Origin of the sequence: Nostoc sp. CHAB 5836 (assembly GCF_020829445.1) — a bacterium.
In the GTDB taxonomy this organism is placed as follows: Bacteria; Cyanobacteriota; Cyanobacteriia; order Cyanobacteriales; family Nostocaceae; genus Nostoc.
The window spans coordinates 1-13321 of record NZ_JAIVFV010000049.1; the positions used below are offsets into that span (position 1 = coordinate 1).

Annotated in this window: 8 protein-coding genes; 5 read left to right on the forward strand and 3 right to left on the reverse strand. The window is 40.9% G+C overall.

Annotated features, from left to right (window positions below; translation table 11 throughout):
* Nucleotides 1-427 precede the first annotated feature (427 nt).
* On the reverse strand, nucleotides 428-2026 hold the full coding sequence (locus LC605_RS12280) for a B12-binding domain-containing radical SAM protein (protein ID WP_229547817.1): 1599 nt from the start codon (nucleotides 2024-2026) through the stop codon (nucleotides 428-430).
* Between the two features lie 564 nt (nucleotides 2027-2590).
* On the opposite strand from LC605_RS12280, the gene LC605_RS12285 reads away from it, so the two are divergent.
* The gene (locus LC605_RS12285; RefSeq protein WP_229547818.1) at nucleotides 2591-3514 is read left to right on the forward strand and encodes an ion channel; all 924 of its coding nucleotides are present in this window, start codon (nucleotides 2591-2593) and stop codon (nucleotides 3512-3514) included.
* A 56-nt stretch (nucleotides 3515-3570) separates the two neighbouring features.
* On the opposite strand, the gene LC605_RS12290 is transcribed toward LC605_RS12285, so the two are convergent.
* Nucleotides 3571-3765: a hypothetical protein gene (locus LC605_RS12290; protein WP_229547819.1), complete on the reverse strand. Its 195-nt coding sequence runs from the start codon at nucleotides 3763-3765 to the stop codon at nucleotides 3571-3573.
* Nucleotides 3766-4399: 634 nt separating this feature from the next.
* Here LC605_RS12290 and LC605_RS12295 point away from each other — a divergent pair.
* On the forward strand, nucleotides 4400-6103 hold the full coding sequence (locus LC605_RS12295) for an alpha/beta hydrolase (RefSeq protein WP_229547820.1): 1704 nt from the start codon (nucleotides 4400-4402) through the stop codon (nucleotides 6101-6103).
* A 262-nt stretch (nucleotides 6104-6365) separates the two neighbouring features.
* Here LC605_RS12295 and LC605_RS12300 read toward each other — a convergent pair whose 3' ends face one another.
* Nucleotides 6366-7700: an HlyD family efflux transporter periplasmic adaptor subunit gene (locus tag LC605_RS12300; RefSeq protein WP_229547821.1), complete on the reverse strand. Its 1335-nt coding sequence runs from the start codon at nucleotides 7698-7700 to the stop codon at nucleotides 6366-6368.
* Here LC605_RS12300 and LC605_RS12305 point away from each other — a divergent pair.
* From LC605_RS12305 to LC605_RS12315, 3 genes are all read left to right on the forward strand, one after another.
* The gene (locus LC605_RS12305) at nucleotides 7699-8025 is read left to right on the forward strand and encodes a hypothetical protein (protein WP_229547822.1); all 327 of its coding nucleotides are present in this window, start codon (nucleotides 7699-7701) and stop codon (nucleotides 8023-8025) included. The genes LC605_RS12300 and LC605_RS12305 overlap by 2 nt on opposite strands.
* Before the next feature lie 803 nt (nucleotides 8026-8828).
* Complete coding sequence (locus tag LC605_RS12310; RefSeq protein ID WP_229547823.1) at nucleotides 8829-9164, forward strand: hypothetical protein; 336 nt, start codon at nucleotides 8829-8831, stop codon at nucleotides 9162-9164.
* Nucleotides 9165-10161: 997 nt separating this feature from the next.
* Entirely contained in the window at nucleotides 10162-12306 is a 2145-nt protein-coding gene (locus LC605_RS12315; RefSeq protein WP_229547824.1) for a peptidase domain-containing ABC transporter, read from the forward strand.
* The last annotated feature ends 1015 nt before the right edge of the window (nucleotides 12307-13321 follow it).

Here is a 13321-nt window from a genome sequence, read left to right on the forward strand (position 1 = left end):
ACTTTCCCTCAAATGGCAGTTCAAAGTTTGACGGTGGAATTGGAGTTGATTCTGATTTTCGGTACATAGTGCCTAATAATACCCTATGTCACTTTTGTCCACTGTGATGCAAGTATTTTGGGCTATTTTACCTCCTTGTCTTGCACCTGAATATACTTCTAGAGTCTGATAATTTAGATACTGTCACCTTTTCTTTCTTTTTCAGCAAGCCCTACTTACAGCAATTTTCAGGTAAATGAACCACAAATAGACCTCACTTCCATTCCTCTCTCCTACAAGGAGAGAGGCTTTGAATCTTACTCCCCAACGCTAGTAGGGAAGGGGCCGGGGGTTAGGTCTGATAATTGTGGTCTAAATACATGAAAACTGCTGTAAGAAGGGGTAATAAGTAATTTTTTTTACTATTACTTATTACTCGTTACCACGGTTAACTAACTACCGCTTCAGCTTTTTCCTCTACTTTTTCCTTAACTAGCACATATGGGTTTTCTGCACCTTGTGCCAAATATTCAGCTAGCTGATTTTCAATTTGATCGCGCACAATTTGGCGATACTCCAGAAAATGCTCGTTGTGGGCGCAAGCAGAGATATAATGTTCAATAACTCCAGGGTTACGCTTGAAAATGCTAAACAAATGATGCCAGAATTTCCAGCGCGTTTCCCGCTTGATTCCTTGTCGCCAAATCACAATCAGCAACGCTTTCACAACTACCCACTCTGGCATTTTTGCTGGCGCTTTCCAACTTGGCAAACCCATCATCAAGAAACAGCGATAGGTGCGATCTAAGTAATGTACTGGGTCGTATAAAGTACAAAATGCTTCAACATATTCTCGTGCAAGTTCTTCTAGGGGACGGGTGGGGAGGAAGTTCATCAATGTTGTCTGGTTGATGTTACCATCCTGATTTTCCCGTAGTCGTCCTTCTTTTTTCAGGCGATGCCAAAGCGCGGTATTCGGTAAGGCTTGTAACATGGCAAAGGTAGTAGAGGGAATAGCTGCTTGTTCAGCAAAGCGGACAATGCGATCGCCTGCACCTGCTTTTTCGCCATCAAACCCAATAATAAACCCAGCCATTGGGCGTAACCCGGCTTTGGTGATGGTTTGCACTGCCTCAGTTAGAGAACTGCGAGTATTTTGAAACTTCTTGGTCATTTGCAAACTATCCTCATCCGGCGTTTCGATTCCCAAAAACACCGCCGAGAAACCGCACTCAACCATCAACTCCAACATTTCTGCATCTTGTGCTAAGTCAACTGAAGCCTCAGTGTCAAATCGGAAGGGATACTGATGTTCTGCCATCCAGACTTTTAACTCTTTCAGCAACAATTTCACATTTCGCTTGTTACCAATGAAGTTGTCATCCACCATGAACACACCCCGCCGCCAACCCAATTCGTAGAGGTAATCTAACTCTGCTAACAGCTGCGCTGGGGTTTTGGTGCGCGGTTTGCGCCCGTAAAGAACAATAATGTCGCAAAATTCGCACTGGAAGGGACACCCGCGCGAAAACTGCACCGACATCATGTCATAGGCATTCAATTCTAATAAATCAAAGCGGGGTATTGGTGTGCTTGTAACATCTGGTTTTTCTGTGGCGCGGAAAGTGCCAGAAGTTTCACCCCGTTGAATTGCCTCAATAAACATGGGGAGAGTGATTTCGCCTTCATCCAGAATTAAAAAATCTGCACCAACATTTTGAACTTCGTGAGGTACAGAGGTGGGGTAAGGGCCACCAACTGCAACTAACTTACCCCGTTTTTTTGCTTCCTGGATTTGGTCAAGTAAATCTTGCTTCTGGACAATCATCGCGGAGAGAATTACTACATCTGCCCATGCCCATTCTGCTTCTGTTGCTGGGCGGATGTTGCGATCGACCAGCTTGAATTCCCATTCTTGGGGCAGAATTGCGGCTACTGTTACTAAACCCAGAGGTGGTAATAAAACTTTGCGATCGACTAACTCCAAGATTTTTTCATAAGACCAAAAAGTTTTCGGAAATATCGGATACACTAACAAGATTCGCATCTAGTATCAATCCTCACACTTTGATTGTTATCCCACTCTAACGAAAATTAACAGTTATTGACTTTTTATTAAAGTTGTTCTATTTTAACATCTATATAGGCTAGATATAATTTATACATAGTTATCGCAACACTGTCTCCTTTTATCTACTGACAGAGTGTGGTTACATGAGCTTTGGCTGATTTCTGAAATATTAGGACTTATACCAATACTGCGTAGGTTTTGCCCAAAAACCTTAACCCGTGTAGGTTGGGTTGAGGAACGGAACCCAACCTACAGGGGGGCTTTGTTGGGTAACGCATTGCCTCAACCCAACCTACGATTTTCTGTCTCCTTTTATCTACTGACAGAGTGTGGTTATAGCGGTTCTCAATTCAGTGAGGTACAAGAACCCCACCCCCAAACCCCTAAGAGCAAGCGGGGAGGGGGCTTTCGATGTACCTCATGTGATTAGGAAACGCTATACATGAGCTTTAACAGATTGCCGAATATGTACGATGGGTAAGTCCTACTATTTACTTAATTTACAATACTAAGCAGTTGCCGTTCTTTTGGCCACTTGCAATGAAATTTCGACTTAAAAGACTTTCACTGAAGAAACGACAGCGTTTGATCCCACCTATTCATATTCAAGTTCGAGATGGAAAATTTGAGATTATGGGTATGGGTGCATGGCATTCCTACTGGCGCGATCCCTATCATCTGCTGCTAACGATTCCCTGGACTGGCTTTCTGATCCTGATTTGTACTTTCTATATAACTATTAATGCTCTATTTGCCCTAGCTTACTTGATCGGAGGAGATTGTATTGCCAATGCCCGACCTGGCTCTTTTTTAGATGTGTTTTTCTTTAGCGTGCAAACCCTAGCATCCATCGGCTATGGGGCAATGTATCCTAAAACAACTTACGCCAATATTGTTGTCACCATTGAAGCAATGATCGGTTTAGTGGGAATTGCTGTGATGACAGGACTAGCATTTGCTCGGTTTTCTCGACCCACAGCCCGTGTGCTATTTAGCCGTATAGCAGTGATTACATCTCATGATGGGATGCCGACTCTCATGTTTCGCACCGCTAATCAGCGTCGCAATATGATTCTGGAGGCACAGATGCGAGTCTACTTGATGCGCGACGATGTAACCCAAGAAGGGCAGTTCATGCGTCGGTTATACGATCTGAAACTGCTGAGGAACCAAACACCTAGCTTCAGCTTAAGCTGGTCAGTGATGCACGTCATTGATGAGTTTAGTCCTCTCTATGGGATGACACCAGAATCGTTGACCCAGACGAATACTATGTTGATCATCTCTTTGAGTGGCATTGATGAAACGGTTGCACAGGTTGTCCATGCCCGTCATAGCTATGCTGCTAATGAGATTTTGTGGAACAATCAATTTGTCGATATTTTCCACCACACACCCGATGGGCATCGCTACATTGATTACAACCGCTTTCACGAGGTTTTACCTTTAGATGAAAGGGGGTGAACTAATAAAAGTTACCGAAAAGCTGGGTCTAAAGCCCCGTCATAAAGGGGAGTATGTCAATCGGAAATCTGATCGAGTGGTCGTTGTAAAGGTTTAACGACCACCCGACCATTTTCAACTACAGTGCAACTTTTAACTATGCTCTTGCTGTAGTTAACTGGTACATCCTGGCACTGGTTTTGGTGGGATATATTTTCTTCTTGTTGTTGATTGAGGATGACAACGCAACAGGGGCAGGAGGCGAAGGACATATAAAATATTTTGATCTCTAGATCTATTATCGCCCTACTGATGCTGTTTGGCTGAAAATTGGCTACTCATGGGTTTTGATCATTGAGGAAATTTAATTCAGTGCCGATTATTGCCCAATACGGTTCACAAAAGGGCTGAAACTCTTTTTTTTTACGAACCACAGAGGCGCAGAGAACACAGAGAGAAGAGAGAAAGAGAAGGAGGAAATGCTTAACCCAACTGTATTGGATTATTACCTATGTGCAAAACTATGGCTGTAAGTACTTGTTTTCTTGTGCTTGTAACCTGTTTGATTATCTTAGGACTTACGCATGTGTCACAAAAAATAAAAGCTTTTAGTTTGTAGTCAGGGCTACCCTACGGGAACGCTCCGCGAACAGCCCTGATGAAAGAAGACTTTAGTCCTCTCTTCTCTTCTTAGGCTGCACTTCGACTACGCAGTTCGACTGCGCTCACCGTAAACTCAGTGACCACGCCAACGAGACGCTGCGCGAACATTACAAACTCAAAATAATATGCCAGTTGCGTAAGTCCTATATCTAAACCAAGTAAACAGGAAAGCGGTTATAGATCCCACCCCGCTTTCCTCTCTGTCTAAACTTGTTTAGCAGGGTTAGAAAGTGGGTTTTTCTAATGAAAAAATTTTTGAGATATCTGGGTTTAGGTTTGCTATCGACGTTTTTGACTGCTACTCCCGGATTGGGAGCCGATCGCATTAGCTTTTTTTACCCTCCCTTCGGCGAGTTCTCTTTATCTGTGGACTCGTTGGAAACTTTTGCCAAAGAAGGCAAAATCGATGAAGAACTTTCCTTTTATGCTAGCCGTGCTACTCCCCAACAACTCGCTCAACTGCGGGATTTGCTTCAGCAAAGGTTTAATGTCACTCCGACATTAGTATCTCAAGTTACCTACTCACCCATAGGTGAGGAGTTGATGCAACGTTTAGGAGAATTGCTGCTCACAGAGTCTCGAAATAACGGCTTTTATGCCATACGCGCCTCTTTGATTTTGGCTGCTGCTGATCAAGAGGGTTTAACGCTTGTGAATTTGCTGCGGAGATTTCCCAGCGATACTATACGGGTGAATTTCACACAAGGGCTAAAGATCGTTGATGACTTATCACAAGTCCTGAAAAAAAAGGATGAAGTTTTTGCTTCTCTCCAAAAAGAAGCGATCGCTCAAGCAGCCACTTCCAAAATTGACTTCTCACAACAGCCAGATTTGCGATCGCCAGGGAAATTCTCCTGGCAGAAAAAAACCCTAGAGCTAAATGATATTTCTCGCAATCGCCGTCTACCTGTGGATATATATTTACCTACAACTCAAAACTCAGAACTCACAACTGAAAACTCTCTCTCGCCTCCCTTTCCCCTGATTGTAATTTCTCATGGCCTCGCCTCAGACCGCTCTACCTTTGTCTACCTGGCTGAACATCTAGCATCCTATGGTTTTGCAGTTGCTGTATTGGAACACCCTGGTAGTAATGCCGAACGCATTCAGCTATACTTTGCGGGTTTGGCAGGGTCGCCAGATGCAGCAGAATTTATCAACCGACCAATGGATATTAAGTTTCTCCTCAATGAACTGGAACGGCTAGAAAAATCTGATCCTACTCTCCAAGGAAAACTTAATTTTCAGCAAGTTGGAGCGATCGGTCAGTCTTTTGGCGGTTATACTGTTTTGACTCTAGCAGGGGCAAACATTAACTTTAACCAACTCACGGAAGACTGTAATCCCAATAATTCATCATTTAATTTGTCGTTGTTTTTGCAGTGTCAAGCAACTGAGTTACCCCCAAAAAATTACGAACTCAAAGACGATCGCATCAAGGCTATTATTGCGATTAATCCGATTAACAGCTCAATTTTGGGTGAAGGCGGAATCAGTCAAATTAAAATTCCGGTAATGATGGTAGCAGGGAGTCAAGATATTTTCGCCCCACCGGTATTTGAGCAAATTCGCCCCTTTACTTGGCTTACAAACTCCAATAAATATCTAGCTTTGATCGAAAACGCCACCCACTTTTCGGCGATCGCAGAATCTACTTCTCAAAACGATGTCTTACCTGTGCCAACTGCTTTGCTGGGCCCCGATCGTGCTGCTGTTTATTCCTATCTGAACGCCCTAAGCGTAGCTTTTTTGGAAACCCATCTCCTCAATCGCCCTGAATACCGCTCCTATTTGCAGCCATCCTACGCCACATTCATCAGTAAAGAGCCGCTTAATCTCAGTATTTTACAGTCGTTGTCGCCAGAGCAATTCAATCAAATTTGGAATGGGTCAACTCCCCACTCAGCCAAACCATCAAATCTTCAACCTACCCTGACATCGCCTTAGCGATCGTAATCAGCTAAGTAGGTTGGGGCAACTAAAGTTAACTGGCTAAGGCTGTCATAAGTCAATTGGTCATTTGTCATTAGTAAAGGTTCTAAGTACAATATTTCATTAATTCGTAGCGAATTCTCTTTGCGTTCCTTTGCGCTTCCCTTTGCGTTCCTTTGCGTTTAAATTTCAACCCTCAATTGGCCACGATTTTATGCTGCATCTGTACTAAGAACTTTTCAAACATCCTCTTAACCAAACCGTATTGAAAAGGAGCCTACAAATCGGTTAGCAATCTTGCTTTTCTCAGAATAAATGTTAGTACTGTTTCTTTCTTGGAAATGATATCAGCTGCAACTTCCATCCCTGGTTGAATGAAATAGGATTTACCGTCCCTTTTTAAATCAAGTCTCTCTGCCTCAATTGTCACCTCATAGTAAGGCACAATTGGAGCATTGCTATTACTTTGAGATGTAATAGCGTCGGCGGTTATGCCTCTAACAGCACCTTTAAGAGTGCCATAATCTGGGTACGGATAGGCAGAAATCCGCATTAGTACTTCCCCCTCTGTACATTTTGTTACTTGTACGGCTTTACACACCTTTACTTTGCTAATATCATCACGGGAAACACGGGCTTTGATAACTAGAGGGGCTTTGTTGGGAGCAATTTGAGCGATCACATCGCCAGAACGGACAAATTGCCCAGTATTTCTTAATTCTAATTTGAGGATAGTACCTGCCTCTGAGGTACGAATTATAGTTTTTTGCAGTTCTGTAAAAACTTGTTTAAGTTCTTGTTGAGCGCTGCTAATTTGGTTTTGGATTTCAACTTGACGCCTGATGATTTCTTCTTTTTCTTTGTTCAATTGAGCGAGGGTAGACTCGCCCTTTGTGGATTCTTGGGAAATGCGTTCTTGTGCGATCGCCACATTCGCATCACTGGGATTGAGTCCAGCTTTAGCGCGTTCGAGTCTAGCAATAGCAGCTTTAAAAGCTTGTTCTTTTTCCTTAATTTGGAGAATAGCGATCGCCCCTGTATTTCCTAGCTGCTGATATCGCTTCAGTTCCTCTTTAGCTAATTCCACAGCAGCTTCTATTTCTTGTACTTCTGTCTTAGTAGTGATTTGCCTATCTTGATACTCTCTTTTGTTGCGACTCAAGTCTGCTTTGGCGGATGTGATCGCCTGTCTCATGGCATTGGACTCAGCAGTAATTTGAAGTTCTAGCGCTCTTAGTTGTCCATCTATTTGCGATCGTTGTAATTGGTTCTGCTGGATATTGCCGAGTATTTGGGTTTTTTTACTTTGCAATAGAGAGTTGTCGATGAGTGCGATCGTATCTCCCTTTTTCACAACCTGATTTTCTTTCACTTTGATACTTTCCACCGTTCCCTCGGCTGCTGCTTGCACTAACCGTATTTCTCCGGTTGGACGGACGGTAGCATCAGCTTTTACTATGACGTTGTATTCAATGACACTAGAAAGGCTGAAGGCAGCGCCAATACTTCCAACTAAAAATATCCCTCCCAACCTTGTCCATATGCTGATTGGCGGAAGATATTCGTCGTTTTGAACTAGACGGAGAAACTCTGGTTGGGGGTCAATGAGCATGAAAGCTAAAAAACATTTTGGTTGTGTAAATAATCTAGCAAAAAAATGTACCTGGCGTTACTGTTACAACCAAGATCTAGCAATATCCCAAAAATCAAAGCTCTCTTCTGTATTTATCCCTTTCCTTTTCCCTATTACCCTTTATCCTTTACCCCTCTTCTTTATTAATAGGGACTTCCAATTTAAAAAATACTCAACTACTTCTTATGGGGTAGGCACTCGTGTCGCCCACCCCACAACATTGAATAATTTATTTATTAGACATCTGGTCAAAAGGAATTGTTTTGACGTAGCACTGTTACGTCTGTATGAGGGTTCTGGGTAACGCATATTTAATTTCACCAGATGTCTTATTGGAAGTCCCATAAGTTACTTGCTTGTGAGCATCCCAAATGTGCAAAAACCTTGATTTGGTTGGGTTTCCTTACTCAACCCAACCTAAAAATATTTTATTTTATCAGAGAAATAAAAGACTGTTATGATGTAAATACAAGGTTTATATACAGCTACATTTAGATAGTAATTACTGCCCTCTACTACTAATACTAAATCTTTATAATTTTCTTTAAATTTTAATGCTTTCTTTATTTATTTAAAAAAGAATTAATATAGTCAATTCAGCTTTTTTTCCCATTAATAAATCTTTCAGCAATTTGAAGCGTTTTCATATTAAAGGAAGTTATATTTTTTCAAATTATCTTTGTATAAAATAATTGAATATAATACCTCCTTACGTATGATTACAGGCACAACACAGGCAAGATCCGTTTGGAATTTTATCAAAAACTTTAAGTACTATTTCTATCGAAAGTAGTGCTTATTTTTATGTTTTATGTCTTTGAATCTGTATTTTGTCCGTATTAATACGTATTAAACTGAATTAGGGCATTTTTCATAATACCAAGCTTTGGAATTGCAATATTTATATCAATATTGATACCCGCAATTTATTTGATAAATAAAAACTTATTTTTAATTAAATTTGTATAAATGCTAACTGTGTAGTATAGCTTCTAAATAGTTATAATACATATTTCTTAAAAAATTAATTGCTTGACCTGCACAATAAGAGTCGTATAATACTTTTAGCAGCACAGAAAAAGTTATTGAATATACCAATTTTTTGTTATGTTTGTTGCTTCGATGTGGCGCGACTTTAAATTCCTAACAATCAAGCAAGATCCTGAAACTATGGAAAGCACATTGTTTACGACATTAACCGTCAACGAAGAAGTGTCTTTGTCTGGTGGTGGGTACCACGAGTACTACAAAGACTATGTTAAAAAGTATATGAAAAAGTACGACAAGTATAAGCCCACACCTCCTAAACCCCCCACACCTCCTAAACCCGAGCCTCCTAAACCCGATCCTGAGAAGAAGCACCCCGCTGCGGTCGTCATTATCCAAATAGGTAATGACGTTGCAATTGGTATCAACAATGGCACTGTTAATATTGGTGGTTAAGTGAGGTTTAGTTGAGGTATAAAGAATAAACGTAAAGACATGATTAACCACGTCTTTACTAGGGTGAAATTGTCTTAAACAAACTATCCTGTTGTAGCACTTTAGTTTGTTTTTGATGTTGATAAGCCATTAGGTTTATTGCTCATCGCAGTCATCCTAGCACACGTTTATTCCTAATCCACAGACTTTTCTTCAACGACCTGAAAAAAGTTTATTAACGATTGCTACTAGGCAACTGTTAATGAACTTAAAGAGGTGCTTTATCTTGCTTTACTACTCACTTTGAGTAGTAAAGTAAGGAAGAAACTCTCTTATTTAAGAAATCACTAAAGTTTGTTAACAATAATAAATTTTTTTACTTCACTTATCAAGATTAGGAATTTTTTCTCTGTTGATATACAAAATATAGAGGTTTCGATATAGGCATTTTCAATCCGGTGAGGTACAAGTATGCAAATAGACCTAACCCCCAACACGTTGCGGGAAGCGGGAACAATTTCATCGCCTCTCTCCTAAAAGGAGCTACCGTGTATACACAAGTCGGCAGACCTCTCCCCAAACCCCTCTCCGACGCACAGAGGGGCTTTGAAGATTGACTCCCCAACCCTGGTAGGGAAGGGGCTGTTCTTGTTAGGTTTGAGAGCGCTTTGAGCAAAATAAGTCAGTTATGTATACACCCTAGCCTAAAAGGGAGAGAGGACTAAAGTCCTCTTTCATCAGGGCTATTGGCGGGGCGTTCCCGTAGGGTAGCCCTTACTACAAAGTAAAAGCTTTTATTTTTTGTGACACTTGCGTAAGTCCTAAAAAACTTAAGAAGCAAGTATCTAGCTAAAGAAATTTTGCAGCAATTAAAATCAGAAAATATATTTACCGTAATAGAAGAAACATGGTAATGGTAGTAAGGGCACACTGTTGGTAAAATTTTAACCACGCAGGGATGAAACCCTGCTATTTTTTTAGGTAGGTTTTGTCACTTATTTAGGTATTAGAGTCTAAGATGAAATACCAAGTTGTTGCACAACATAGTGAAGAAGATTGTGGAGCTGCTTGTCTTGCTTCCATTGCCAAACATTATCGGCGTAATTTTACATTAAATCGCATCCGGGAAGTGGTAGGCACCGGACAATTAGGGACAACATTATTGGGATTGAGACGAGGAGCGGAGGCACTTGGTTTCAATGCGCGTTCGGTCAGAGCATCAAAAGAAATATTAGACCGAATGAACCAAGCACCACTACCAGCAATCATTCACTGGAAAGGCTACCACTGGGTTGTTTTGTATGGTCAAAAGGGCAAGAAATATGTAGTAGCCGACCCAGCAGCTAACATCCGTTATATCTCTAAAAAAGAATTAGTAGAGGCTTGGCCAGATATGGTGATGCTTTTGCTAGAGCCAGATTCGGTTCGGTTTTATGCTCAACCGGATGATAAAGTAGCCGGTATTGGGCGCTTTATGCGGCGTGTATTGCCTTATGGAGGCATACTGATCGAGGCTTTTCTGTGCGCTATTGCTACAGGTTTGCTTTCGTTAACTTCTCCAATCCTGCTTCAAATTCTGACGGATGATGTACTAGTTCGAGGTGATACCAAGCTTCTTGGTGCTGTGATTATTGCCGTTGTGGTAATGAATCTTGTGTCAAGTGGTCTGCAACTATTTCAATCTAATCTCATTGCTCATTTTGCCCAACGGATTGAGTTAGGGCTAGTTCTGGAATTTGCCAGGTCAATCCTGCGGTTGCCTCTGACTTACTATGAATCACGTCGCAGTGGCGAAATTGTTAGCAGATTACAAGATATTGAACAAATTAATCAGTTAGTTACCCAAGCAGTTGTCGGTCTACCTAGCCAATTTTTTATTTCAGCAGTTTCTTTAGGTTTCATGCTGTTCTATAGCTGGAAACTGAGCTTGGCAGCCTTCGTTATTGCTATTGTCATGAGTTCATCTACGGTTGTTTTCCTGCCTACACTTCAACAGAAAGTCAGAAGTATATTAGTCTTAGACGCAGAAAACCAAGGTGTTCTGGTTGAAAGCTTTAAAGGCGCGTTGACACTCAAAACTACTACTGCTGCTCCGCAATTTTGGGAAGAATTCCAGAATCGATTTGGTCGGTTAGCAAATCAAACATTCCGCACAATTCAGATTGGAATTATTAACAATATCTTCTCTGGGTTAATTTATGGTATTGGCAGCGTTAGTTTGATTGGTTTCGGCAGTCTCCTAGTTATTAATAAAGAACTCAGCATCGGTCAACTGCTGGCATTTAACGCGATGAATGGTAATTTTTTGGGATTCATCAGTACTGTGATCGGATTTATAGATGAATTCATGCGTGCGAAAACTGCCACAGAACGCTTAACAGAAGTTATCGATGCCACACCTGAAAATCCAGGCGATACTAACAAACCTTTTGCTAAAATTCCTGGCGATGCTAATATTATTTGCACAAATCTAAACTTTCATTACCCCGGCAGGTTAGAGTTACTGCAAGATTTCACCCTAACTATTCCTGGCGGTAAAGTTGTTGCCCTTATTGGTACATCGGGTTGTGGAAAAAGTTCTCTTGCTAAACTGATTGCCGGATTATATACACCTATTTCTGGCAACATTCGCCTTGGTATTTATAATATGCAAGACCTAGCCCTTGATTGTTTGCGGCAACAAGTTGCTTTGGTTCCTCAAGAGGCTCATTTTTGGAGTCGCTCAATTATTGAAAACTTCCGGTTAGGTTCTCCTCACCTCACCTTTGAGCAAATCGTCAGTGCTTGCCAAGTTGCTGAGGCAGATGATTTTATTAGTAAACTACCTGAGAAATATCAAACTGTTTTAGGTGAATTTGGGTCGAATATTTCTGGTGGACAACGGCAAAGACTGGCTATAGCAAGAGCCATCGTTAACGATCCACCAGTCCTGATTTTAGATGAATCAACTGCTGGACTCGATCCAGTTAGTGAAGCTCAAGTTTTAGATCAACTGTTGTTGCACCGCCAAGGTAAAACTACGATTCTCATTAGCCACCGTCCTAGAGTAATCGCCCGTGCTGATTGGATCGTGCTACTAAATCAAGGTAAGTTACAAATTCAGGGGACAGTAGAAGATTTGCGTACCCAAGCAGGAAACCATTTAGACTTTTTAACCCCTTAAGGGACTTCCAGTTAAAAAAACATCCCGTCCCAATACTGCGGGACGCTTTGCGAACGTAGGGGCGCAAGTATTTGATTGGTGTCAACTTAAGGTGAAAGTTATGTCCCGCAAGGAACTGAAGTTCCTTGCTAATAGCAAAAGTCATCTGAAAGATGACTAAATAAGGACTATAACCCAAGCGTGTTGGACTATAATCTTTTCTCAGTCGTCTAAAGACGACTTTCGCTATTAGACTCAGAATTTATTCTGAGGCGGGCTAGATGAGAATGAAATAGCCTTGTGTGATTAGGAAACGGCTATATTTGATTTGTGAGATTGAAAGTCTTAGATCCCCGACTTCTCTAATAAGTCGGGGATCTTGTTGTTAATTAATGATTTTAGTTTGCTATAAACCAGGCAAGTCTCAAGCATTCTTTGGATGAACTCAAAGCTAAAGCTAAATAAATTACCATTTGTCTTAAAGTTTTAGCAGATAAATATACTGTTGTAATTTGTATTTAAAAAAAATAATTTAACACCAATTTTTTATGAAGCTGCATAGAATTCGATCCCGCCTAGCCCACGCCAGTCGCTCATGGGGGAAACCCCCAGTCAAGGCGCTGGCTCCCCGATAATTTGGGGGAAGAATCAAAGTCCCCCTTTTGAAGGGGGATTTAGGGGGATCAAGATATGTGCAACTTCACATTAAATTGGTATAACTATGTTCTATTGTTTAAAAAAGAGAAATCAGAAACTTTTATTTTAAATAAGCCCGTAAATATACGGATGTCATTCTGCAAACTAGCGGATAAACATAAGTATTAGAAGCGTAAACCAAAACCTATATGTCTTTTTTGTTTCTTAGCTATGACTTAGATATAACAATTTCCCAAAACAGAGTCTATTTGTCAGGAAGTTGAGATATTTGTACTGAGATATTTATAAAAACTTATTTAAAAAATCTTTTATATATATATGCTTCTGGTTAAGAAGTGTTAACAAATACTTATTAAAGAATATTGCAACACCTTGATTT

Excerpts from the sequence above, each read along its gene's own strand:
- LC605_RS12290 (WP_229547819.1), bottom strand. The coding sequence starts at position 3,765 with ATGTCCTTCGCCTCCTGCCCCTGTTGCGTTGTCATCCTCAATCAACAA.
- LC605_RS12310 (WP_229547823.1), top strand. The coding sequence starts at position 8,829 with ATGTTTGTTGCTTCGATGTGGCGCGACTTTAAATTCCTAACAATCAAG.
- LC605_RS12315 (WP_229547824.1), top strand. The coding sequence starts at position 10,162 with ATGAAATACCAAGTTGTTGCACAACATAGTGAAGAAGATTGTGGAGCT.
- LC605_RS12285 (WP_229547818.1), top strand. The coding sequence starts at position 2,591 with ATGAAATTTCGACTTAAAAGACTTTCACTGAAGAAACGACAGCGTTTG.
- LC605_RS12280 (WP_229547817.1), bottom strand. The coding sequence starts at position 2,026 with ATGCGAATCTTGTTAGTGTATCCGATATTTCCGAAAACTTTTTGGTCT.
- LC605_RS12295 (WP_229547820.1), top strand. The coding sequence starts at position 4,400 with ATGAAAAAATTTTTGAGATATCTGGGTTTAGGTTTGCTATCGACGTTT.
- LC605_RS12305 (WP_229547822.1), top strand. The coding sequence starts at position 7,699 with ATGAAAGCTAAAAAACATTTTGGTTGTGTAAATAATCTAGCAAAAAAA.
- LC605_RS12300 (WP_229547821.1), bottom strand. The coding sequence starts at position 7,700 with ATGCTCATTGACCCCCAACCAGAGTTTCTCCGTCTAGTTCAAAACGAC.